The following is a 23,185-nucleotide window of genomic DNA, read 5'->3' as shown; positions in this document are numbered from 1 at the left end:
TGTTAACTAAATTAACTATAACAAACGTTGTGCTTCATGTATACCTTTCAAGAAAACGCTAAAAAATCCGTCATTCATGATTTTATTAATCGCAATACTACGATAAAGCAACAAACAGTGAAGAAAACAGAATTTCTTCATGCTTCTTTGGATCACAAAAATGATTTTTCTCTCTTCTAATGCCGGTTTCAGGATGTTGTGATCCTGCATGGAAAGTTTAAAAAAATCTGGCGGTCACAAACTGCTTATCACCTGCTTATTTGATCCATGTTAAAGCTTGTGAGAGCAATTAGCCTGTTTAAGACAATATTGTCATTAAAAAAACCATCTCAACTTTCGCATCTAAAAAACGCTAATAATTCCTTGATATGACTGAGCTAATCCGGAAAACAATATTAAAAAATCACACAAAAATACATCCCAATTTGGTAAAATATAGTCACCACAACTAAAACCAGAAAGGGATGTATTTATGGCTACTATTTTACCAAATTCTGAACCAAAAAACGAGGCTAATTCTTATATTTCACGCTTTTTCAAGGAAAATAAACTGGGGTCACTGCTTAATCAGGCGAACATTCGAAAAGAAGATGGATTTTCTCCCGTGTTCCTTCTCCAGTTTATTTTTTCGCTTGTCCTGCACGGCAAGAACCTTTTTCGAATTCTTGATTCGGACCGTGTTTCAGATGCTCCAAGAAAAGATGCAGTCCACCGTTTTCTCAACAATCCCAGATACAACTGGCGAAAGTTTCTTGTGTTGTTGAGCAGGAATGTGATTGTAACCAGCCTGTTGTCTCTGGTCTCAAGTGACCGTGAACGCGTCCTTATTTTCGATGATTCTTTATACAGCCGTGCTCGCAGTAAGACCGTCGAACTGCTTGCTCGTGTGCATGACCATACCACAGGGCAGTTTGTCAAAGGGTTTCGAATGCTTACACTTGGCTGGTCAGATGGGAATACGTTCATTCCATTGGCTTTCTCGTTATTAAGCTCCAAACAGCGCAAGAACCGGTTTCAGGAGATAAACTCCAAAATTGACAAGCGCACGGTTGGCTACAAGCGACGTCAGGAAGCCCTGCAAAAATCAACTGAAGCGATGTTTGATCTCTTGGATGACGTTAATCCGTTACAGCTTTGTGCCAGAACCTTGTTGTTTGACAGTTGGTTTGCCTTTCCTAAAGTGATTAAGCGCGTTGTTTCTGACTATCCTCTTCATGTCATCTGTATGCTCAAAAGCATGCATCGGGTTTACTACACCTACGAAGGCGAGAAATATACCTTGAACCAACTCTATAAAAAAGTGCGAAAAAAACGGGGACGTGCTAAGATTCTTGCTTCTGTTGTTGTCAGCCTGGGATTAGATGACAATGGTAAGGATATACAAGCCCGTATTGTTTTTGTACGGGATCGAAACCGCTCTAAACAATGGTTGGCGCTTCTTTCTACAAATCTGGATTTGCCGGAAGAAGAAGTTGTTCGCCTTTATGGGAAGCGTTGGGATATCGAGTGCTTTTTCAAGGTCGCCAAATCCCATCTACGTTTAGCGAAAGAATGCCAGTCACGTCATTATGATGCGCTCGTAGCCCATACGACAATCGTCTTCACACGCTATATCATGCTTGCGATAAGCTCCCGTGAAGAGAAAGATCCAAAAACGATTGGACAGCTCTTCTATTTGTGCTGCGATGAAATGGAAGACATTCGGTTTGCCCAAGCGTTCATGATGATCATAGATGCGTTAAAGTCAACACTTTCAAATGAACCAGTGCTTTCAGAAGAAAAAGTCAAATCCATCATCGATGAGCTATTTGATAACCTCCCGCAATTTTTAAAGAAAACATTTCTTGGCAATGAGGAATTTAACGCACAAGCAGCATAGTCAGTTTGGTTTAGATCAAGGCATATCAAGGGTTACAGGCTCATTCTGCGGTGCGAAAGTTGAGAACCATGAAAAAATGGTATATAAAATCAATTCTATGTAAAAAATACCAACGACATCTTAAAAAGAGGGAAGCCATGATCAACTTCCCTCTGTCATGTCAAAAGATCTCAGTCTTTTGAGAAGCCATTGTTATTGTTGTTGTCCACTAAACTGGGATTGGGCTGTTTGAACCAGTCGCTTTGTGATTTCACCACCGACAGAACCGTTTGCGCGGGATGTTGTGTCGGCACTAAGGTTCACACCAAATTCCTGTGCAATTTCCGTTTTCATTTGGTTCAATGCTTGTTCTGCACCAGGTACAACCAACTGATTTGAGTTTTGACTGTTGTTGTTTGCCATGTTTATCACCTCCTGTACGCATTATTGTAAGCAAAAAAGGGTATATTATCACGGATTCCCGTTGGTAATTGTTTCTTCAGTAGGAAAAGACAAGCCCCGATAATCCGGCATTCAAAACCCCACGGTCCTCTTCCAGGAACCGTGGGGTTTTTGCTTCATTATTTTGGATATGTCATTTCTTTTGGATTCACATAGTCATCAAATTGTTCCTCGGTCAAAAGGTCCAGCTTAACGGCTGCTTCTTTTAATGTGGAATCATCGGAGAACGCCTTTTTAGCAATGGTCGCTGCGTTTTCATACCCGATATACGGGTTCAACGCTGTTACAAGCATCAGCGAATCACGCAGGTATTTGTCAATTTGTTCATAGTTTGGCTCAATACCTTGCACACAACGCTCATTAAATGATTGAATACTGTCGGCAAGAAGTTGACTGGATTGCATAAAATTATAGGCAATGACGGGCTTAAAGACGTTCAGTTCGAAGTTGCCTTGGCTGGCAGCAAATCCGATGGTTGCATCATTGCCCATGACTTGTGTTGCAGCCATAGTAATGGCTTCACTTTGTGTCGGATTAACTTTACCGGGCATAATCGAACTTCCGGGTTCATTGGCCGGTATAGAAATTTCACCAATTCCACAGCGGGGACCACTCGCCAACCAACGGACATCATTGGCAATTTTCATCAAATCGGCAGCTAAACCTTTCAAGGCGCCGTGGGCAAATACCGCTTCATCATGACTGGTCAGTGAATGGAATTTATTCGGCGCGGAAATGAATTCTTTACCAGTGACCTGGCTTATAGCTTTCGTGACCGTCTCAGCAAAATCCGGGTGGGCATTCAAGCCTGTTCCTACAGCTGTTCCACCAATGGCAAGATGTTTAACATGATGCATGCTTTCTTCAATCATTTGCTCAGACTTTTCAAGCATGCGATGCCAGCCGCTTATTTCTTGACCCAACGTTAATGGCGTTGCATCCTGCAAGTGAGTGCGACCAATTTTAACTACTTCCTGAAACGCATTCATTTTTTCATTCAGTGTCTGTTTCATCGTCTGTATTGCTGGAAGCACGATGTCCTCCAATTTCAAGACGATTGCAATATGCATAGCCGTCGGATATGTGTCATTGGAACTTTGTGATTTGTTTACATCATCATTCGGATGGAGTCTCGCTTCACTGCCCTGCTCTTTCAGCCACATTGACCCAGCATGGGCAATTACCTCATTGACATTCATGTTGGACTGGGTACCGCTTCCTGTCTGCCATACAACCAATGGGAAATGTTCATCAAGCTTGCCGTCGATAATTTGATCAGCCGCATGGGCAATCGCATCAGCTCTTTCCTTTTCCAACAGATCCAGTTCATGGTTTGCACGGGCGGCACTTTTTTTTAATATAGCAAATGCCTTAATCACCTCGTCCGGCATTGTTTCATTTCCAATTGGAAAGTTTTGCTTACTCCGTTGGGTTTGTGCTCCCCAGTACTTGTCAGCAGGGACTTTCATTTCTCCAAGTGTATCTTTCTCAACCCGATATTCCATTTGCGTTACCTCCTTATGTAACAGACTCATTCTTCTTAAGTATAACAAAATACGATTGAGTATGGTTAACAGAAAAGACAGGATATCGCAAAACGGACCATTCTGTCAGCACAAAAATGCCTTGCCTCCTGCCGGCAAGGCATTTTTTATTATTACACGTTTATTCCCAAATATAACTTCTATAAGATTGACTCAGCTGTAGAAACCATTGTTTATCGTTTGCATCAATCGATTGATCGATCGCTGACTTCAGCTGCTTTTTATTCCATTCGAAACACAATTCATCCAGCATCATCTGTGCCGTTAGACGCATTTCATACGAGATTTCACGTTTGGCATAAAGTGCATTTCCAGTGTAACGATACAACCGATACCCCATTTTTTGTTGATTCATGGAACACTCCCCCTTGCTCCTTTTTTCCATTATCCTAAAAAATCGGAAAAGTTGCAAGGGGAAAGTTTTAAAAATGATTCGTTATTATGGATTAATATTTCGATAACCGAGTATACCGGCCGCAAGTGCACACAGTAATAACAAACTGGCTAACCAGATAACGTTTCCTCTCATTAGAACTGCAATCACCGGCGGCCCTGAGGCAACACCAATGAAACGCATCGCTGTATAAAGGGAGGTTATAACGCCGCGCACACTTTTTTCCAAGCTTTCTGTGATCAATGCATCCAAACATGGCAAAGACATACCAATTCCGACACCACAAACGAAAAAGATGGACAACAAATAAACAGGGTGATCCATGAAAGGAATAACAGCAACGGATGCACCGGCAAGAATAATACCGATAAACGTCACCCATTTCATGACGGTCAGATTATCTTTAATCTTTCGACCGCTTACAAACGATGCAATTGAAAGGGCAAGCAATGGTATTGCCAGCAGCATCCCTTTCCAAATCCCTTCATAATCGTATTTTTCTTCCAGAATGCTGGATAAGTAAAATAGAAAACCAAACAGAATGAACATTAAAATCGCACCAATAGCAAATACAGCCAGAAGCCATTTTCCATGTTCTTTAAGGACATCTTTCGCAGACGTCATATATTCTTTTAAACGCGTTTGATCTTCTTTTCCGCCCTTATCCTTAACCAGAAATAATACCATAAGCAACGAAATAGCACTGAATACCGGAATGGAGTAAAATGGTATAAACCAGACGAGTGCTGCCAATGCTGCACCTAATATGGGACTTAATACTTTGCCAACCGTATTGGACGTTTCAATGATCCCCAAGGTGGTGCTCGCTTCCTCATCATCTTTAAATATATCCCCGACGAGCGGCAGCACAATCGGAAATGCACCAGATGCACCAATCCCCTGCAAAATCCGGCCGATGACCATAACAATAAAGGCATTATCCATTACGTGGGCCGCCCAGCCAGCCAATAGGCCGCCCAAGCCAGTAATAATCAGAGCAGGCACAATCACATTCTTTCTCCCAAACCTGTCTGACAAAAATCCCGCAACCGGAATCAGGAAAATAGCCACAACGGAATATGCTGTAATAATGTAGCTTGATTGCAATTTGGATATATCCAGCTCTTTTTCCATCACCGGCAAAATGGGAATAAGCATCGAATTTCCAAGCGTCATAATTAAAGGGATGGATGCCAATGACATGACAATCCATCGTTTTTCCTGTCCACTGTAACGACTTTTCATAACGTCCATTCATTCCTTTAACTGAATAATCAACACTACCATTAATGTTTACATTGAACGTTGATTTATCCAATTCAGGAACCATCCACATTTTTCCGAAGCCTATCGTTTGTCACATCGTCAAGAGAAACACAGTGACAATAGCACCGGCAACCACTAAAATAACATTTAGACCGAGATAGGCAAGCCCGGTTGCCACAGCCCCACCGATTAGACCGATCCATGGTTCATCAGGAATAACGGTCATGATGCCAGGAAAAATAAGTGCTCCCAACGCAGCAAACGGGATCGCGTCCAGCCAGCGATTCATCCAATCACGGAACTGCAGCTTATCCACGATAAATGCCGGAATAACCCGTGGAACCATTGTGACTAAAGCCATGCCAATGATGATAGCTACAATCATGATTCATCCTCCTTCAAAAGAAATACACCGCTCCATCCGCCTAATACCGTCCCGGCTACAATGGCCCAACCGTCACTTGTAAATTGACTGAAAACAGTATTGATCAGCATAGCTATAACGGCGATCAGTCCCACTCGCCACTCTTTCTTTACTGATGGGATCAGCAAACCGATGAACATCGCATACAGAGCAATGCCCATACTTTGACTTAACGGAGCTGGAATAATATCTCCGAGCACTCCGCCTAAAAAGGATCCTCCAATCCAGGCCACGTAAGCTGTTAATATGATTGCTGCATAAAAGTAAGCGCCTTTGTCCGATTCCGCTTCCTTCGTATGCAATGAAGACACAGCAAATGTTTCATCGGTCAGCCCTAACGATAAAGGCGCCTTCCATTTCAAATTCAACGTCCGCAAACGATTCATAAACGACATACTCATGACAAAGTGCCGAAAATTCAGCACAAACGTGGCGATAATAATTTCCATCGCTCCCGCACCAACGGCGATCATATTGGCTCCCATAAACTGACTGGCGCCAGCAAAAACCATGACACTCATTAATGTTAGGTCCGTCAATGACATACCGGATTGTTTTGCCAACACCCCATATGTAATAGCTATTGGCAAGTAACCGAGCATAATAGGGAATCCCACACCGATCCCTTTTCGAATCATGGAGATTGTCGGTGACGTCGATTGGTTTATTTTCATTGTCGACCCCCCTGCATTCCACTAGGGCACTGAAATGTCTGGCACATCAAGCTCGTTGCCCCTTTCGTTTCATGAACACATACTCCAATGCACCAGTACCTATAAACACACCGCACAGTATTAAAGTAAACCCAATCACATGATTAGCGGTAATCGTTTCATTTAAAAAGATGGCCGATCCAGTGACGGCAAAAAGCGTATTCATATTAATAAAGATAGCTGATTCAGCTGGGCCAACTTGTTTGATCGCGTGATTATAAGTCATATGGCCAAATGCTGTCGCTAAGATAGCACTAAACAGGAAGACAGCGATCAACTGCCAATCAAACAAACGGGTTATTTCCTGTATGTCGGAACCGATTGCCTGGCTTGTTAAAAAAATGACGATTGAACCGAACACAAGCATATAACCTGTCGCAAGCCTCGCATCAAATGTAGGTTTTAGTTTGCTGATCAAAACAAAACTGAAACTTTGTACAAAAACGCCTGAAAATACAATGAGATCCCCCAACGAAACACCTGTTAGCTCACCGCTACCAGTCAATGTTGTAACAACCACACCTGTAAACCCTAGAATAAACCCGAAAACTCTCAGCCACGTCACACGCTGCCGTAAAATAATAAAAGCCATCATCACCGTTATCAGCGGGTTCATCCCCAAAATTAGTGACCCGTTGATTCCGCTCGTCTTTTCGAGACCAACTGCAAGAAACGTATGATGCAATATCACATTAAAAATAGCAATGGAAAAAATGATAAGCCATTCGTGCTTGTATGGAAGTCTGAATATACCCATCACTGCTGAAATCACTAAGACGGCAATGCCTGCTGTCATTACCCGAAATGATTGCAGCACAATTGGGTCAATCGCTTCCACAAGCACCTTGATCGCAGACACATTCAATCCCCATATCAACATGACCAATAATAAAAGCATATAGATCCTAACCATCGATTAACTCCCCTTGCTTTCTGAACTTACTGAATGATTATTATATCAGACGATTCGTTACTTTTCTTTAATTGCGACTTGCTGACTGGTAAATCCGAACTGGATCAGAGGGGTATCAACCGGATTCTGAATTTATCAACCAAATTAGCGAGATATCAACCGAATTTTGAATTTATCAACCAGATTAGCGAGATATCAACCGAATTTTGAATTTATCAACCGGTTTCTGAATTTATCGACCAAAATTTTAACGTAAAAACAACCATGTTAATCAAAGAAAAATCCGAACGATGACTCAAAATTCCTACAAAAAATTTCGAATCAGTTCGGATTTTTATGGTAAAATGAGCTTTCACTTCAACCAACGGATTATTCCTTGACGCGGTCCTTAAAATGTATTCAATACGGTTACTTATCCTGATCGGTTGTCAGCATAGGGCCATCCTTGGTAATCACGACCGTATGCTCGTATTGCGCGGACCGTCCGTTATCGGTCGTTCGTGCCGTCCAATTGTTGCTGTCCATCTGGCTTTGCCAAGTGCCTTCATTAATCATAGGTTCAATGGTAACAACCATCCCTTCTTTTAACCGAGGGCCCTTGTTCGGAAGGCCGAAATGCGGTATATGTGGTTCTTCGTGGATGGTTGGTCCGATTCCATGACCGGTGAAATCCCGCACAACCGAAAACCCTTCTCCTTCCGCATACGTCTGAATCGCATGGCCAATATCACCAATTCGATTACCGGGTTGTGCCTGTTCAATGCCTTTATAAAGCGACGTTTTCGATACATTCAACAGCCTCTCGCCCGCATCATCAACTGTACCAACGCGATAAGTCCATGCCGAATCAGCCAGTCCTCCATCAAGATTAACGACCATATCTATCGTTACGATATCACCATCCTGCAACGTTTCTTCCCGCGGAAAACCATGGCAAATTTCATCATTAATAGAAGAACAAATCGCATATGGATATCCACTATACCCTTTTTGCTCAGGAGTGGCGCCGTGATCGGCCAAAAATCGTTCCGTAAACGAATCAAGTTCCATCGTCGTTATGCCCGGTTTGATCCGTTTAGCAATTTCTTTATGGCATTGGACCAGCAAATCACCTGCTGCTTTCATTTTTTCTATTTCACGTTTGCTTTTCCGTGTTATCATGTCGGTCGTCCTTTCTGAAACTGGGTTCCTCATCCTGCTTCGCCTGTTGCAGACGAAAAAGCAGGATAAGGTGAGATGTTTCGCTTACAAGTAATCTTTTACATAATAAATTTTACCATTCGTAATAGCCGCTTCATCGGTCAGAATATCAACAAGTACACCACCGACGACATCCGTATCTTTAAGCAGATTCTTCCATTTGTATTCCCGGAAATCGTCGACATCTTTAAATGCATCTGCGTCACTCGAACGAATTTTTTCCTGCATATCGGTATCCATCACACCGGGACTGAACGCGATTACTTTACTTTCTGTCCCCAGCTCCTGCTGTTCGAGTGCGGCTGTCGTAGTAAACATATTCATACTTGCTTTGGAAGTGCAATAGGCACTCCAGCCATAGACAGGCCGTTCCGCTGCACCGGATGTGATGGTTGTTCCGATAAATTGCACATCGGTTTCAGCAGCCTGTTTCAAAAACACATTCATCATAACCATGGGAGCGATCGTGTTCACTTGTATATGGTATGCCAAATCGTCACTTGGCAGATTCATGGATTGATCGACCGGTTCAAGCACTGCTGCGTTGTTAATCAAATAAACGGTTTCAGGATCCTGGGAAAAAACGGACTCACTAATTTCATTTGCTGTTTGTTCCGTTCTATCGATATCACCCAAGTCACAGGCATAATGCTGATAGGTTACATTGTTTGTTTTCGCATAATCATTAAGTGAATTGTTCGAACGTCTAGAAATTCCTATGACATGTACACCTGATTCCAGTAAAAGCTTGGCCGCGGATTCGCCCAATCCTTTTGATACACCGGTTACCACTGCAAAACGCATACGGATGATCCCCCTAATTGTTAATATGATATGGTCACTGCATTCTTATTTCAATATGTTTAACCATGTTTATGTCAAAATAGCTACTCAACGTTGATTCACTTCTGCCCAATACCGAGCAAGTGTTTCCATTCCTTTATCGAAACTGCCGAGTGGAAAACTTTCATTCGGTGAGTGCAGACGGTCATCCGGTGTTCCAAATCCAAGCAGTACGATCGGGATGTTATAGATACTCTCCATCCATTTAACAACAGGTATTGACCCTCCCATCCGCATATAAACCGTTTCTTTTCCGAAGGCTTCTGTATAGCTTTTCGCTGCTTTTTGAATCAATGGATGGTCCGTATCCACTTTATAGGCTTTAGCGGACAACTTTTCTTTTTTAACATCAACAGTGACACCGGATGGAGCAGCATGATGGATATGTTTTTCCAGCAGTGACTGGATATGCTCCGGATCCTGTCCCGGGACGAGACGACATGTAATTTTGGCGCCTGCCTGTGATGGAATAATCGTTTTTGTTCCCTCTCCCTGGTAGCCGCCAAAAATGCCATTAATTTCAAAGGTTGGCCGAGCCATGGTATGTTCCTTGACCGTGTAGCCTTTTTCCGACGCCGTTTCGGTGGCTCCTGTTGATTTCAAATAATCTTCGCCTTGTATTTGGTCAATTAGTTCCCGTTCATGATCAGACAGTGGTTCAACGTCATCGTAAAAGCCATCTACGGTCACCACTTCATCATCGTTTTTCATGGAGGCGAGAATGTGACTCAAAGCCATTGCTGGATTCCGGACAGCACCGCCATACAATCCAGAATGCAGATCATGGTCAGGGCCGCTTACATTTATTTCAATACCAGTGAACCCTTTTAACCCATATAGAATCGTCGGCTGGTTCGGGGCAACCATGCCTGAGTCGGATATAACGACAAAGTCAGCTTGAAATTGTTCCTTTTTGTCGTGAAGCGTGGCATATAAATGCTCGCTGCCGATTTCTTCTTCGCCTTCTATACACACTTTGACATTCAACGGTAATGTCCCTTCTGTTTTCATATAAGCTTCAAAAACAGCAAGATGCATAAAAACTTGTCCTTTATCATCACTTGAACCTCGGGCATACAGGCGGCCATCCCGAATTTCCGGTTCAAATGGGTCGCTCTTCCACTGATCAATCGGATCGACAGGCTGCACATCGTAATGACCGTAAAATAAAACAGTCGGCGCATCCGGTCCGGCTTGAAGGTGTTCAGCATATACAAGCGGATGGCCTCCCGTGTCCTGTTGCTCAACACGGTCAAATCCAATGTCACGTAAATAGGAGACTACAAAATCCGCCCCCTTTTGAACATCTTCATTATGTAGACGATCCGTACTGATACTCGGTATGGACAAAAAGTCACGCAGTTTGTCCAGCAATTGATCACGATTATCGGATAAATACTTGATTGCCTGTTCACTCATGCTCCCATTCCTCCCATTCATTTTGCTCCATTTTAGCATATTACGCATGAAAAACGAATCAAGTAAGTGCCCGGATTCGTTCCGGACTTAAAAAAGACAGCCTTACCACAGACTGTCCTTTTTATCAAAATCATCTCAGGCTTTTTCTGCAAAGACTTGTCGCCATTCATCTTTTCCATTAAGCATTTTTTCGGCAATGGCCTGAGCACCCTCCAAGCTGTGGTTAGCCGCCCATCCGCACTGTTCTTCATTGCATGCCGGAACTTCTTTGGCTTGAAGCACATCATGAAATGTTTTTTCAAGCGCATTTAGTACATCTTCATAACTGTCATTATTGAATACTGTTAAATAAAATCCGGTTTGACATCCCATAGGACCAATGTCAAGTACATTATCCAGATGATTGCGTATATTCTCTGCCATTAAATGCTCAATTGAGTGTAAACCGGGCATATCCATATGTTCCTGATTTGGCTGTTTAAACCGGATGTCATATTTATACACGTTATCACCGTTTGCACCGGTGGTAACACCAACAAGCCGCACATATGGCGCCTTTACTTGTGTATGATCAAGACTGAAGCTTTCCACGTTCATTTTTTCTGCCATTATAGTCGCTCCTTTCCTGATTATCGTCCTTCCTCCACAATAGCAAATATCCCATCATTTGTGAATACAGAAGCTTTTTCGGTCCATTTTATAAAAAAAGCGAGTGCTCACAATGTGGGAGCACTCGCTCATCGATTAGTCTTTATTTTGCGGAAAAACACGTTCAATCATGTTGCCTATCTGATCGAACATTCCTTCCACCGGCTCACCGTTGTCAGCTTCGTCAGCATAGTTGCCGGCCAAGTCGAAAAAGTCTGGGTTTGTGGATACATAAACATTATCCACATCAGGATCAACTGATTTCACAATTCGGGATATCTCTTCTTTTACGTCATCGGTTACTTCTTCTCCGCGGTCATTATTGTTGTAATCGTTCGTGAGATTGTTCTGATCCGCATCGTTATTATTGTTCATGAAATTGTTTTGGTCCGCATCGTTGTTATTGTTCATGCCGTTGTTATTATCATTATTATTGGTTGCATTGTTATCGTTGTCCAATTCTGCTGCGACATAAGCATTGTTATTTGTCTTCATAACATAGGCATTATCGATCCCGTCCACTTTTTGGTTTATTTGATCAGCTGCTTCATCGGCCAATTCATATTGGTTCTCACCATTATTATTGCCCATGTTGTTGTCATTGCCGGGATTGTCTCTATCCCCCATCCGGTTGTTATTCATACGGTTGTTGCGGTCATTTCTGTTATTTGTATCCTGATCCCCTTCATAACGGGTTTGTTCCACATTGTCCCCATCACCGTCATTGTTGTTTTGCGGGTCATTGTCCGCTTGACAAGCGCCAAGTACAACGACGGCCGCAAATAACATACTTAACAGTTTCCATTTCATTTGAGATTGAATCCTCCTTCCTGTTTATTCTTAGTATGCAGCGGAATACGTTATTTATTCGCTCACAAAAATTGGAAGGAGCACCATTAATGAATTCGAAAATATAACTGTTATTCAGGGGAGGCTAAAAAGGATCCCTTTCGATTGGAGGAGGGTACAAATGGAAATCCCTGACTATGACAAAGCCTTGTATTATACGTTGTGGGGCCAATGGGACGAACTTCTTATTCTGATGGTGCGTACAGATGATGATATGCTTTCCAAGAAAATACAGCTTTTTCTGCATGCCTACCATTATTCGCCTGATCAAACAAAAATTGTCGAATCTCACGACAGTTTACTGTATTATATTGACCATGCCATGCAATATACACCGCCTGTTGCGATGCAAATATAAACGAAAATGCACCAGTTTAATCGCTGGTGCATTTTTCATTGGTCTCCGAAGGCACATTCAGAAATTCTTTAAGATATGTGAAATCGTCAAGCAGTATAATAAATATCGCAAGAATGAACTTTCTGTTTCGTTCCAATGTTTTTTTGCTCACATTCACTTTTTGTGTCAAATCTTTTATAGGCAGTTTTTTCTTTTGCTGTACATACGCTCTCATAACCGCATCATCATAAAGTGTTTTCGCTGTCATTATCGATGTTTGTCGTGCATCTTTATGTTTGGGTGCGGCTTTAGAAATTTGCGCAAGTGACAGTTTGTAACCATGGAGTTGTTCTTTAAAATCATAAATTTCTTCGCGTAAATGCCATGATTTCAGTTTCTCCTGATGCATCTCTTTGACAGCAATGACCTCAGCAGGGTTTTCTAACTGCTCTTCGTCTATATGTTCATCCAAAGATGCTATCACCGGTGTTTTTTGCACGTAACGGATGTAATCAATGACCTTTCGCTTCACTACCAGGTTTGCAAAGGAGAGAAACGAGCCGCCCCGCTCAAATGAATACGTCATGACCGCATCATAAAAAGCAATAAGACCAATACTGAATTCATCGTCCAACATTGGGTTAATATACCGTTTACACACTTCCGAAACACATTTTGCAATAAATGGCTTATAGCTTTTGAGCAAATAATCCTGTACCGTATCGTCTCCATTTTGGGCTGCAGTAACCATATCTTCAAGCATGCTTTGTTTTGGAATATATTCAGGCATCAACCTGCAGCACCCCCAAGCATTATGCTATTCGTCTTTTGTTTATCATTTTTAGGACTCTAAATCGTCATGTTCTCAGTTCCATTCACCGGCACTCCCATCATAACTCATTGGCTTCTCAAACAGCTATCACAGCATAATTACAGTTTATTTAAGAATGCTTTACCAAGCTTAACCATGACTGATCTTAGCGTTGCTGATAATAATTAATCGGAATGAATAAACCGACTCTGCCATAAGAATCATGACGCAGTGTTGCAAATACAACTCCAATGACATCACCATTTTGATTAATTACCGGACTTCCACTGTTCCCCCGATACACCGGCGCTTCCATCATGACAACCGGCTTTCTCCAATCATCAAGGGTAATATACTCCAGTACCGTTCCTTTGTTGGCAATACCATTGAAACGGAGTGGATTGCCTATAAAATAAACATCCTGTTCAGCCGGCTGCCATTCGTTATCTGTCGCCAGATCAAGATGCGGAAGATTTTTATCATCCACGTTGAGTACCGCGAGATCAACATCTGGATACGTTTCCATGACATCGCCGGAAAACAGTCCTTCTTCGGGGAAGGCTACGGTAACCGTTTCCTTATTTTCGACAACATGATGATTGGTAAGAATCGTTCCATCCGCGGATATGGAAAACCCAGTCCCTTTTCCGTCATCCGTTTCCACGACTACGACCGATTCTTTATAAGTCTGAATGTTTTCCTGGGTTGACAGTTGAGCAGATGTCATTAAAAAGTCAATGGCCGGAATGGAAAATGTTCTGGGAAGAAGAGCGGTAACATTTAACACCATGACAATAGCAATCAACCAAAACACCCATTTCGGAAATGGGTGTTTGGATTTTCGGGTCGCTTCCTTCCCAGACCGTTCCATGGCCTTCTCGCGCTCTTGTTCCACAAGTTCGTTCAACTCGTCTTCATCAAGCTCTTCATATAAATCGTCATCAATAATGTCGCGATCATCGTTGGATTCCTTCATGAAAACCATCACCACTCATTTTTTCCGTATTATTCATCCCGTTAGAAATATTCGCTTTCATGCTTTTATTATATCATTGATCAATGCGTATAAAGAATGGTCATTACAGAATTCCAAATGGTATCGTCAATCGGGATGTTGTTCAACAATGTCCTTTTAGTGATAAGTATCACATTTTTATTTACATACTCTGTGAAAACAGAAAAACATGTTATAATTCACTAAAATGATACTTTGTTATGAGTGAATAAGATATGTTTCTTAAAGGAAATTACAAAACAATTGAACCTGCTTCCGGTGCCATTATCATGGCAAATGGTATATTCCTGATCGGTGCTGTTGAAGCTTTTCCAACGCTTGATCAAGTGTATGGTAAATATTTGGCTTTTTTTCTTCTCGTGGCATGGGTTATAATTTATAAAGACTTAACGATTCAGTTTTTTCATCGTGATTTTATAATCCCATTCATCCAAAATCCGGTTCATTCGTTTGTGATCGGGACATGGATTGCTGGTGTATCCGTTTTATGCAATGTGTTTCTCCGCTACTTTCCTGAAATACTGTTATTGACACAAGCTATGGGTATTCTCAACACATTCTTATGGCTTTTCTTTTTAGTGAATTGCATTTATAATTTTAAACAACTGACAGTCGACCACCGGGATTATCCCGTTCATGGTGCGATACTGCTTTCGACTGTTGGAACACAATCCATTATCATTCTGTTGAATAATGTATTTTTTCAATTTCCGGTCTACTTTTCACAATCCATTATTTTGCTCGGAATCCTTTTTTACCTTGCAGGTGCCACTCTGCTCGTTAATCGCTACATTAAACACCATGATTGGACCCTGACAGATGACTGGGCGAACACGAACTGCATCATTCACGGTGCTTTGTCCATTACTGGTTTGGCCATTGTTACGACAAACACGTTTACGCCCGGATTTGTTATCTATTTTTGGCTTCTGGTGTTTGTTCTTCTTGTCGCCGTGGAATTGATCGAAGTGATTCGTGCCATTAAACGGATCAGGCAATATGGATGGAATAAAGGCCTATTTACCTATAACGTGACACAATGGTCCAGAAACTTTACATTCGGCATGTTTTACACATTTTCGTTGATCATGCAGACCAATCCGTTTTATTCTATGCCCGACTGGTTATTTTCATTTCAGCGGAACTTTATGGATGTTTGGGCATGGGTGGTACTGCTCGCTTTAGTTTGGGAAATAGCTATTTTTATCAAAGCAAGAGTGGGTACATTATATCGGGAAAAATGGGAAATGACATAAACGATACATAATCGGGAGGACTGATGAACGTGAACCTTGACGACATGCTGTCATACAACCAGCGTTTTGTAGAAAAAAAAGATTATGAACCGTACCGGACCAATAATATCCCCAATAAGCGGACAGTTATTTTTACATGCATGGATACCAGGCTAGTAGAACTTTTGCCGAAAGCACTGAACATCCAAAACGGTGATGTTAAAATGGTCAAAAATGCAGGCGCTATCCTACGTGATCCGTTTGACAGTATTATGAAAAGCATTTTGGTAGCTATTTACGAATTACAAGCAGAACAAGTCATCGTTATCGGCCACCATGACTGCGGTATGTCACATATGAAAACAGAAGCTTTCAAACAGGGTATGAAGCATAGAGGCATATCCGCCGAGACGCTGCAAACCATTGACCATGCTGGAATTGACTTGGACCGAGAATTTGCCGGCTTCCATTCAGTGGAGGAATCCGTGGAAGAAAGCGTCTCCGTGATTAAGAATCATCCGCTGATACCAGACGATGTGGGCGTTCACGGGCTGACCATTGATCCTGAAACAGGCAAAATTGATCTCGTCACTAAAGGGCAATGATTCTTGGCCCCCTTTAGTAGGCTTAATAGTCACTAAAAAACCGGCCCCTTTGCTTAAGGAGCCGGTTTTTTTAGTGACCCATCCGTAATATTCTTCACTTTCACACCAATGGCCTTCGGTGCCCAATTTAATTAACTTTCCCGTCTTTTATGTAATTTAGTTCGTCTTCACGCCCGCTGCTTCTTTAATAATCTCTATCACCCGACTGCGTGCACGTTCACTGTGGTAGTTTTTCATGTGATCGATCATAACCGGGGCCTGTTTTTTCAGCGTCATTAGTGCCTGCACCAATGATTCGCTTGTCAATTCTTCCTCTTCCAGCACATTGGCATAATTTTTTTCTTTAAACGAATGAGCATTGATGATCTGATCGCCTCTGCTGGCCGATCGGGATAATGGGACGAGCAGCATTGGTTTTTGCAATGCTAGAAACTCAAATATGGCGTTAGCACCAGCACGCGACAGAACCAAATCGGCTGAAGCAAACATGTCCTTCAAATCGTCATTCACGTACTCAAACTGTGCATAGCCATCGTGTTGAAGAGACGAATCCACCTTATTCAAACCGCAAATGTGAGCAATTTGAAATTCGGATAATAACGAACCGAGGCTTTCGCGGACTGTCTGATTAATTTTTTCAGAACCACCACTGCCGCCCATAATCATCAAGACTGGTTTTTCGTTGGTAAAACCGCACAAACTGAGCCCGCGCGTTTTATCGCCTTCAAACAGTTCATTGCGAATGACAGCGCCGACATATTCGGCCTTTTTTTCCGGTAAATAGTCCATCGTTTCCGGAAACGTGGACAGCACATGTTCAGCAAATGGCATAGCGAGTTTATTCGCCAGTCCCGGGGTGAAGTCGGATTCATGTATAACCGCCGGAACTCCCCGCAGTTTCGCAGCAACAATAACTGGGACCGAGACAAAGCCTCCTTTTGAGAAAACGACCGACGGCTTCCGTTTGCCGATGATGCGCCATGCCTCAAACGTCCCCTTCAGCACCTTAAACGGATCTTTTATATTCTCTTTGGATAAGTAACGGCGCAATTTTCCTGTGGAAACAGCATGATAGGCAACACCGTCCAGTGACTCGATTAGCCTGCGTTCGATTCCTTGTTCGGAACCGATATAATCTATTTTCCATCCTTCTTTCCGGAACACTGGAATTAACGCCAAATTGACGATAACATGTCCGGCAGTACCGCCGCCGGTAAACAGGATTCGACTGGTTTTCATAACCCACGCACTCCTTCTTTCGCAGCACAAAACAAATTGAATTCCAATTACCCTTTCTATCCTAATGGAAAACGATATGGAAAAAAAGGGGGATGTATGAAATATCAATACTGAACTTGATATGTTACCATTGCTTCAATTATTTCGTTCAATAGGGCTCATCTTATGGATATAAATGAGCCATTACTATCCTGACCATTGATCAATCGTCAACCATAAGACCAGAACTATATGAATTATATTCAATAAAAAACTTATCCATACCAATCAAAAACCCCGCTGAACAAAACGGTCCATGCGGGGATTTGAGAAGATATTAACCTTCCAAAAGCAAATCGTAAGGATCTTCCAGTAATTCTTTAATTCGTACAAGGAATTGAACAGCTTCTTTTCCATCAACGATTCGATGGTCATACGATACCGCAAGATACATCATAGGACGAACTTCGATTGAATCGTCCGGCATAACCATCGGGCGTTTTTGAATGTTATGCATGCCAAGAATACCGACTTGTGGTGAATTTAGAATGGGCGTTGACAGCATGGATCCAAACGTTCCGCCGTTGGTAATTGTAAATGTTCCACCCTGCAGGTCATTCAATGACAATTGTTTATTGATCGCTTTTTGTCCAAGGTTGGAAATTTCTTTTTCCACGCCGGCAAAGTCCATCTTATCAGCGTCACGGACAACCGGCACAACAAGACCTTCTTCGGTAGAAACAGCAATTCCAATATCATAGAATTTCTTCATCACAATTTCATTACCCTGAATTTCCGCATTCAAAAGTGGGAAGTCTTTCAAAGCACCAATAACAGCTTTAGTAAAGAATGACATAAAGCCTAACTTGATATCATGTTTTTGCGCAAAACTTTCTTTCCGCTGACTGCGAAGATTCATAATAGCTGACATATCGACTTCATTGAATGTTGTCAACATAGCTGCTTCCTGCTGCACATTAACAAGTCGGTTCGCAATCGTTTGACGGCGCCGGGACATTTTCACCCGTTCAACCGGCTTGTCGAATGTGGTCTTTTCCGACTGTTTCGACTCTTCTTTTTTTGCTGGTTTCTCTTCTTTTTTCTCACTGCTGCTGTTTGCATGGGAATCAACGTCTTCCGGACGAATACGACCCAATGGATCGCGTGATTGCACCTTATTCAGATCAATGTCCAATTCCCGTGCACGTTTACGAGCAGCAGGGGATGCAATAACACCGGACTGATCGGCTACGTCTTCTCCGGATTGGTCATCTGAGGCATCCGATTGTTCGGCAGATAATGCCTGTGGCGCTTTTTCTTTTTTCGGCTCAGTGGATGCAGCAAACGATTCTTCTTGCTTTTCAGATGGCTCAGAACTGGCTGCTTGCCCGTTCTCATCCACTTTGGCTATCACGTCGCCAATTTCCACATCGTCGCCTTCTTCACGGACCATTTCCGTAATAACACCGCCGTACTCGGTATTTACTTCAACGTTGACTTTGTCCGTTTCCAGCTCAACCACCGGGTCACCCTTTTCAACGTGATCACCTTTATTGACGAGCCACTGCGAAATGGTTCCTTCTGTGATGGATTCTGCAAGTTCCGGGATTTTAATTTCGTTCACTGGAATCTCCTCCTTTTGACGGGGTAATGACATCTTGAATAATCTGTCTCTGTTCAGCCTTATCGGCATTTGGCTCGCCGACTGCAGGTGATGCACGTTGCGGGCGTCCTGCATAGCGAAGGATCTGTCCCTCTTGCAGAAGATCGCGCAAGTAATCATCCACAAAGTCCCAGCTGCCCATATTTTGCGGTTCTTCCTGCACCCAGACAATCTCCTCGAGGTTCGGAAGTCCCTGTAATTCCTTTTCCAGTTTTTCCACCGGGAAAGGATAAATTTGTTCCACTCGGAGCACATCCAGCCAGTCGAATGTTTCATCCGAATTGGCCATTTCTTCTTCGATATCCACCATAACTTTACCGCTGCCAATCACGAGACGCTTGACATCTTGATTATTCACATGCAAATTCGGCTGCCGACGCAATGGTTCAAATTTGCCTTCAGTAAATTCTTTCGCTTCCGAAGCAACCCGCTGATTACGCAGCAAACTTTTTGGCGTCATCAATACCAAGGGGCGAGCTTCCTCTTGGCCGCGCATGGCTGCCTGCCGGCGGATGAGATGGAAAAACTGAGCCGACGATGTGACGTTGGCAACAATTAGATTGTTTTCCGCCGCAAGCTGAAGGAAGCGTTCCAAACGTGCACTGGAATGCTCCGGTCCTTGTCCTTCATACCCGTGCGGAAGGAGCATAACAAGATTCGACTTGTCTCCCCATTTTGCTCGTGCCGCTGAAATAAATTGGTCAAAGATCACTTGTGCCGCATTAGCAAAATCACCAAACTGTGCTTCCCAAATAACGAGTGTTTCAGGAGACTGGACACTATAGCCATATTCAAACCCTAACACGCCAGCTTCGGAAAGCGGACTGTTACGGATGTCGAACGATGCCTCTGAACCTTCAATCCCATGCAAAGGGCTGTATTTTTCCCCGGTTTCTGCATCATGAAGCACCATATGTCTATGAGCAAAGGTACCACGTTCTGTATCCTGGCCGGTCAACCGGATTGGAGTGCCATCGTAAAGGATGGATGCATAGGTCAGCGCTTCGCCGGTACCCCAATCGGCTTTGTTGCCTTCTTCCAAAACATTTTCGCGGCGTTTAAGAATCCGCTCCAATTTCCTGAACACGGTGAAACCATCCGGACGCTTCTGCATTTGTTTGTTCAGCATTTCCAATTTGTCCAGAGGAATGGCTGTTTTGAATCGATCCAGCCCATTTGACAAAACGCTCGGCATTTTTTTCGATTCCGTTTCAGCAGCATCATTTTCTTTCATGTTCTCGTACACATCACGCAGACCAGCCATCACCTCATCCTGTATGGTGTTCAGATCATTTTGACCGATAATACCTTCCTGCTGAAGTTTTTCAGCAAAAGCACTGGATGTTGTCGGATGGTTATCAATATGTTTGTACAATTTCGGCTGGGTTGCCCTCGGTTCATCCATTTCATTGTGCCCATAACGACGATAGCCAACTAGATCAATCAGAAAGTCTTTATGGAATGTTTGACGATATTCATAAGCGATCATCGCAGCAGAAACACAGGCAACCGGGTCATCGGCATTCACATGAATAATTGGAATTTCAAACCCTTTGGCCAGATCACTGGCATAACGAGTGGAACGTCCATCCTGTTGATTGGTTGTATATCCGAGAAGGTTGTTCGCAATGATGTGCAACGTTCCGCCTGTTTGGTAGCCCGACAATCCTTTGAAATTCAATGTTTCGGCAACAACACCTTCACCGATGAAGGATGCATCCCCATGGATCAGCACCGGGAGAGCGCTGTTAAAGTCCTGTCCCGGATAGCCACTTTGCGAACGGGTGTCCTGGCCTGCCCGTGCCAATCCCTCCACAACAGGATTGACAAATTCCAGATGAGACGGATTGTTGGCAAGGGTGATTCGAGTTCCGGATGTTTGATCATCTGCTTTAACGTCCTTCGTTGCACCAAGATGATACTTTACATCGCCCGTCCATCCATAGTTAATACCTATTGACCCTTCCGATGGGATCAATTCCTTATCCGGTGAATGGTGGAACTCGGAAAAGATTTTATCAAATGGTTTACCTAAAATATGCGCTAATACACTGAGTCGTCCGCGGTGAGCCATTCCCATCATAATGTGTTCAATGTTGTCTTCATTTGAGTTTTTCACAATACGATCAAGTATGGGAACCATGGATGCCAAACCTTCAATGGAAAAACGTTTTTGACCAACAAAAGTTTTTTGAAGAAACTCCTCAAATCCTTCCACTTCTGCAAGACGTCTTAACAATCCTTTTTTCGTTTTATCAGAAAACCCTTCATTGTATCTGGCTGTTTCAATGTAATTAAGAAGCCACGCCCGTTCATCATCCTGGTTAACATGATCATACTCAAACGTGATTGTTCCAGAATATAACGTTTTAAGCCGCTCAATGACTTCAAACCCATCCTGAACACCGCTTGGCGCCTGTTCCCATAGCCAGGAAGCCGGTATCTCCCGCAAATCCGCCTCCGTCAACCCGTAAGTCTCCGGATTAACCAAATTGGTTTGGCGTTCATCACGACCCACCGGATAGATATCGGATTCCATATGTCCAAAACGACGAATAGCCTCAACAAGTTTCATTGCTGAGGTCAGTTTTTTGACATCCCATGGAGTAGCTGTTGATTGCGATTCCGGTTGGGCTGTTTCCTTAGACTTTGATACCCAGTCAGGGGCACCGTGCTCGTCAAACAGTTCTTTCAGGGAAGAATCAACAGCGTCGGGGTTCTCCCTATATAATTCGTATTGTTCCTCGATATAACCCATATTCGGACCATGAAAACTCTCCCAAAATCCTTCGTGAGATTCTCCATTATGCGTCACGTCATATACCCCCAGTAAGAAGTTAACTTTATCCCCGTTATGCAACGGCCTTTCATATCCAACTCTTATTATAGAACTCTGCCTGATCTTCATCAACTAATATAACCTATTTCATCAGTGGAAACAACAGCCGTACAAGGGATTCAAAAAATAAAACAATTCACATATTAAGACATCAATAACAGCATGGGTTTCCATTTCACATCACAATCATAATCAGGTATAATGAAACCATGCGAAACGCCATATACACTATGATTCATGAACAAAGGAGGATTCCATGAAACTTGTATTATTGATGGGTGTCATCGTTACGTTCTTAGTATCCTGCTTCACAGCTGGATATGAAGCTAAACCAGGGACACCGAAAAACAACCAATAATAAAAACGCCCTTCATGCTCATACACCATAAGAAAGCATCGGCTTTTAGCCGATGCTTTCTTATGATAACAGTGCGTCAGGCCATATTAGGGAAGCCGCGCTGCCGCAATACTTCAAACAAGATAATGGCAGCCGTATTCGATAAATTCAATGATCGGACATGATCAGTCATCGGCACACGCAAACATTGGTCCTCTTTCCCCGTCAGAAAACCCGGTGGAAATCCGGAGCTTTCCCGTCCAAGCACAAACAGCAAATCGCCTTCCGGGTCGCGAAAATCATAATCGGTATAGTAATTGGAACCGACATTTTCAATATAATAAAAAGTGCCGTGCGGATAACTGGCATAAACATCATCCAGCGCGTCATATTCCCGGACATCCGTGTATTGCCAGTAATCCAGCCCGGCGCGGCGAACCATCTGATCACTTGTCGAAAACCCTAAAGGCCGAACAAGATGCAATGTGGCTCCTGATCCGAGACACGTTCTGGCGATATTTCCTGTATTAGCAGGTATTTCCGGTTGATATAATACGATATGCAAACCCACAATGCTTCTCCTCTTTCCTTT

The 23,185-nt window shown here is 42.9% G+C and carries 22 protein-coding genes; 4 read left to right on the top strand and 18 right to left on the bottom strand.

From position 1 onward, the window contains the following. The first annotated feature begins 472 nt into the window (after nucleotides 1-472). Nucleotides 473-1,879 carry an IS4 family transposase gene (locus ACZ5Q7_RS08050; protein WP_464432720.1) on the top strand — a complete coding sequence of 469 codons (1,407 nt, stop codon included), beginning with the start codon at nucleotides 473-475 and terminating at the stop codon, nucleotides 1,877-1,879. Between the two features lie 192 nt (nucleotides 1,880-2,071). Here ACZ5Q7_RS08050 and ACZ5Q7_RS08045 read toward each other — a convergent pair whose 3' ends face one another. The 12 genes from ACZ5Q7_RS08045 to ACZ5Q7_RS07990 all read right to left on the bottom strand — a co-directional run bounded on the left by ACZ5Q7_RS08045 (nucleotide 2,072) and on the right by ACZ5Q7_RS07990 (nucleotide 12,494). Further along, entirely contained in the window at nucleotides 2,072-2,281 is a 210-nt protein-coding gene (locus ACZ5Q7_RS08045; RefSeq protein ID WP_343752266.1) for an alpha/beta-type small acid-soluble spore protein, read from the bottom strand. 158 nt (nucleotides 2,282-2,439) lie between these two features. Further along, on the bottom strand, nucleotides 2,440-3,825 hold the full coding sequence (fumC, locus tag ACZ5Q7_RS08040; protein WP_343752267.1) for a class II fumarate hydratase: 1,386 nt from the start codon (nucleotides 3,823-3,825) through the stop codon (nucleotides 2,440-2,442). Between the two features lie 160 nt (nucleotides 3,826-3,985). After that, a complete protein-coding gene (locus ACZ5Q7_RS08035) occupies nucleotides 3,986-4,219 on the bottom strand; it encodes an IDEAL domain-containing protein (protein ID WP_343752269.1) in 234 nt (77 codons plus the stop codon). An 84-nt stretch (nucleotides 4,220-4,303) separates the two neighbouring features. Continuing rightward, a complete protein-coding gene (locus tag ACZ5Q7_RS08030; protein ID WP_343752270.1) occupies nucleotides 4,304-5,503 on the bottom strand; it encodes an MFS transporter in 1,200 nt (399 codons plus the stop codon). Between the two features lie 112 nt (nucleotides 5,504-5,615). After that, a complete protein-coding gene (locus ACZ5Q7_RS08025) occupies nucleotides 5,616-5,909 on the bottom strand; it encodes an AzlD domain-containing protein (RefSeq protein ID WP_343752271.1) in 294 nt (97 codons plus the stop codon). Continuing rightward, nucleotides 5,906-6,622, bottom strand: coding sequence for an AzlC family ABC transporter permease (locus ACZ5Q7_RS08020; RefSeq protein WP_343752272.1), 717 nt, complete (start codon nucleotides 6,620-6,622; stop codon nucleotides 5,906-5,908). The genes ACZ5Q7_RS08025 and ACZ5Q7_RS08020 overlap by 4 nt, the downstream gene beginning before the upstream one ends. A gap of 46 nt (nucleotides 6,623-6,668) precedes the next feature. Next, nucleotides 6,669-7,574 (bottom strand): DMT family transporter, encoded by a 906-nt coding sequence (locus ACZ5Q7_RS08015; RefSeq protein WP_343752273.1) that lies wholly within the window; start codon nucleotides 7,572-7,574, stop codon nucleotides 6,669-6,671. Between the two features lie 408 nt (nucleotides 7,575-7,982). Next, nucleotides 7,983-8,735: a type I methionyl aminopeptidase gene (gene map / locus ACZ5Q7_RS08010; protein ID WP_343752275.1), complete on the bottom strand. Its 753-nt coding sequence runs from the start codon at nucleotides 8,733-8,735 to the stop codon at nucleotides 7,983-7,985. Between the two features lie 84 nt (nucleotides 8,736-8,819). Then, nucleotides 8,820-9,578: a (S)-benzoin forming benzil reductase gene (locus ACZ5Q7_RS08005; RefSeq protein ID WP_343752277.1), complete on the bottom strand. Its 759-nt coding sequence runs from the start codon at nucleotides 9,576-9,578 to the stop codon at nucleotides 8,820-8,822. 87 nt (nucleotides 9,579-9,665) lie between these two features. Further along, the gene (locus tag ACZ5Q7_RS08000) at nucleotides 9,666-11,036 is read right to left on the bottom strand and encodes a dipeptidase (RefSeq protein ID WP_343752279.1); all 1,371 of its coding nucleotides are present in this window, start codon (nucleotides 11,034-11,036) and stop codon (nucleotides 9,666-9,668) included. Between the two features lie 135 nt (nucleotides 11,037-11,171). Further along, nucleotides 11,172-11,645: an S-ribosylhomocysteine lyase gene (locus ACZ5Q7_RS07995; RefSeq protein ID WP_343752281.1), complete on the bottom strand. Its 474-nt coding sequence runs from the start codon at nucleotides 11,643-11,645 to the stop codon at nucleotides 11,172-11,174. Between the two features lie 135 nt (nucleotides 11,646-11,780). After that, on the bottom strand, nucleotides 11,781-12,494 hold the full coding sequence (locus tag ACZ5Q7_RS07990) for a YhcN/YlaJ family sporulation lipoprotein (protein ID WP_343752282.1): 714 nt from the start codon (nucleotides 12,492-12,494) through the stop codon (nucleotides 11,781-11,783). 160 nt (nucleotides 12,495-12,654) lie between these two features. Here ACZ5Q7_RS07990 and ACZ5Q7_RS07985 point away from each other — a divergent pair, with 160 nt between their 5' ends. Continuing rightward, on the top strand, nucleotides 12,655-12,891 hold the full coding sequence (locus ACZ5Q7_RS07985) for a YhdB family protein (protein WP_343752284.1): 237 nt from the start codon (nucleotides 12,655-12,657) through the stop codon (nucleotides 12,889-12,891). 16 nt (nucleotides 12,892-12,907) lie between these two features. Here the strand turns inward: ACZ5Q7_RS07985 and sigI are convergent, their stop codons facing one another. Both sigI and ACZ5Q7_RS07975 read right to left on the bottom strand, forming a co-directional pair. Next, nucleotides 12,908-13,660 (bottom strand): RNA polymerase sigma-I factor, encoded by a 753-nt coding sequence (sigI, locus tag ACZ5Q7_RS07980; RefSeq protein ID WP_343752402.1) that lies wholly within the window; start codon nucleotides 13,658-13,660, stop codon nucleotides 12,908-12,910. A gap of 187 nt (nucleotides 13,661-13,847) precedes the next feature. Continuing rightward, the gene (locus ACZ5Q7_RS07975; RefSeq protein ID WP_343752286.1) at nucleotides 13,848-14,657 is read right to left on the bottom strand and encodes a S1C family serine protease; all 810 of its coding nucleotides are present in this window, start codon (nucleotides 14,655-14,657) and stop codon (nucleotides 13,848-13,850) included. Between the two features lie 254 nt (nucleotides 14,658-14,911). Here ACZ5Q7_RS07975 and ACZ5Q7_RS07970 point away from each other — a divergent pair, with 254 nt between their 5' ends. Both ACZ5Q7_RS07970 and ACZ5Q7_RS07965 read left to right on the top strand, forming a co-directional pair. Further along, nucleotides 14,912-15,952, top strand: coding sequence for a TDT family transporter (locus ACZ5Q7_RS07970; protein WP_343752288.1), 1,041 nt, complete (start codon nucleotides 14,912-14,914; stop codon nucleotides 15,950-15,952). Between the two features lie 23 nt (nucleotides 15,953-15,975). Beyond that, entirely contained in the window at nucleotides 15,976-16,536 is a 561-nt protein-coding gene (locus tag ACZ5Q7_RS07965) for a beta-class carbonic anhydrase (RefSeq protein WP_343752289.1), read from the top strand. A gap of 156 nt (nucleotides 16,537-16,692) precedes the next feature. Here the strand turns inward: ACZ5Q7_RS07965 and ACZ5Q7_RS07960 are convergent, their stop codons facing one another. The 4 genes from ACZ5Q7_RS07960 to ACZ5Q7_RS07945 form a co-directional block, all read right to left on the bottom strand. After that, nucleotides 16,693-17,775, bottom strand: coding sequence for an undecaprenyldiphospho-muramoylpentapeptide beta-N-acetylglucosaminyltransferase (locus ACZ5Q7_RS07960; RefSeq protein WP_343752290.1), 1,083 nt, complete (start codon nucleotides 17,773-17,775; stop codon nucleotides 16,693-16,695). 316 nt (nucleotides 17,776-18,091) lie between these two features. Beyond that, the gene (odhB, locus tag ACZ5Q7_RS07955) at nucleotides 18,092-19,378 is read right to left on the bottom strand and encodes a 2-oxoglutarate dehydrogenase complex dihydrolipoyllysine-residue succinyltransferase (protein WP_343752291.1); all 1,287 of its coding nucleotides are present in this window, start codon (nucleotides 19,376-19,378) and stop codon (nucleotides 18,092-18,094) included. Continuing rightward, nucleotides 19,365-22,232, bottom strand: coding sequence for a 2-oxoglutarate dehydrogenase E1 component (locus tag ACZ5Q7_RS07950; RefSeq protein ID WP_343752292.1), 2,868 nt, complete (start codon nucleotides 22,230-22,232; stop codon nucleotides 19,365-19,367). The genes odhB and ACZ5Q7_RS07950 overlap by 14 nt, the downstream gene beginning before the upstream one ends. A gap of 458 nt (nucleotides 22,233-22,690) precedes the next feature. Beyond that, on the bottom strand, nucleotides 22,691-23,164 hold the full coding sequence (locus ACZ5Q7_RS07945) for a tRNA (cytidine(34)-2'-O)-methyltransferase (protein ID WP_343752293.1): 474 nt from the start codon (nucleotides 23,162-23,164) through the stop codon (nucleotides 22,691-22,693). Nucleotides 23,165-23,185: the final 21 nt, after the last annotated feature.

The sequence above is a fragment of the Lentibacillus halophilus genome, assembly GCF_055395055.1.
Note: the sequence above shows the minus strand (reverse complement) of the source record. Positions and strands in the feature narration are given on the sequence as shown.

Bases quoted from the DNA above. Each gene is read 5' to 3' on its own strand.
- sigI (WP_343752402.1), bottom strand. From the start codon at position 13,660: ATGCCTGAATATATTCCAAAACAAAGCATGCTTGAAGATATGGTTACT.
- ACZ5Q7_RS08030 (WP_343752270.1), bottom strand. From the start codon at position 5,503: ATGAAAAGTCGTTACAGTGGACAGGAAAAACGATGGATTGTCATGTCA.
- ACZ5Q7_RS08050 (WP_464432720.1), top strand. From the start codon at position 473: ATGGCTACTATTTTACCAAATTCTGAACCAAAAAACGAGGCTAATTCT.
- ACZ5Q7_RS08045 (WP_343752266.1), bottom strand. From the start codon at position 2,281: ATGGCAAACAACAACAGTCAAAACTCAAATCAGTTGGTTGTACCTGGT.
- ACZ5Q7_RS07960 (WP_343752290.1), bottom strand. From the start codon at position 17,775: ATGAAAACCAGTCGAATCCTGTTTACCGGCGGCGGTACTGCCGGACAT.
- map (WP_343752275.1), bottom strand. From the start codon at position 8,735: ATGATAACACGGAAAAGCAAACGTGAAATAGAAAAAATGAAAGCAGCA.
- ACZ5Q7_RS08035 (WP_343752269.1), bottom strand. From the start codon at position 4,219: ATGAATCAACAAAAAATGGGGTATCGGTTGTATCGTTACACTGGAAAT.
- ACZ5Q7_RS08005 (WP_343752277.1), bottom strand. From the start codon at position 9,578: ATGCGTTTTGCAGTGGTAACCGGTGTATCAAAAGGATTGGGCGAATCC.
- ACZ5Q7_RS08020 (WP_343752272.1), bottom strand. From the start codon at position 6,622: ATGAAAATAAACCAATCGACGTCACCGACAATCTCCATGATTCGAAAA.
- ACZ5Q7_RS08015 (WP_343752273.1), bottom strand. From the start codon at position 7,574: ATGGTTAGGATCTATATGCTTTTATTATTGGTCATGTTGATATGGGGA.
- ACZ5Q7_RS08025 (WP_343752271.1), bottom strand. From the start codon at position 5,909: ATGATTGTAGCTATCATCATTGGCATGGCTTTAGTCACAATGGTTCCA.
- ACZ5Q7_RS07995 (WP_343752281.1), bottom strand. From the start codon at position 11,645: ATGGCAGAAAAAATGAACGTGGAAAGCTTCAGTCTTGATCATACACAA.
- ACZ5Q7_RS07970 (WP_343752288.1), top strand. From the start codon at position 14,912: ATGTTTCTTAAAGGAAATTACAAAACAATTGAACCTGCTTCCGGTGCC.
- ACZ5Q7_RS08000 (WP_343752279.1), bottom strand. From the start codon at position 11,036: ATGAGTGAACAGGCAATCAAGTATTTATCCGATAATCGTGATCAATTG.
- ACZ5Q7_RS07975 (WP_343752286.1), bottom strand. From the start codon at position 14,657: ATGAAGGAATCCAACGATGATCGCGACATTATTGATGACGATTTATAT.
- ACZ5Q7_RS07965 (WP_343752289.1), top strand. From the start codon at position 15,976: ATGAACGTGAACCTTGACGACATGCTGTCATACAACCAGCGTTTTGTA.
- ACZ5Q7_RS07990 (WP_343752282.1), bottom strand. From the start codon at position 12,494: ATGAAATGGAAACTGTTAAGTATGTTATTTGCGGCCGTCGTTGTACTT.
- ACZ5Q7_RS07985 (WP_343752284.1), top strand. From the start codon at position 12,655: ATGGAAATCCCTGACTATGACAAAGCCTTGTATTATACGTTGTGGGGC.
- fumC (WP_343752267.1), bottom strand. From the start codon at position 3,825: ATGGAATATCGGGTTGAGAAAGATACACTTGGAGAAATGAAAGTCCCT.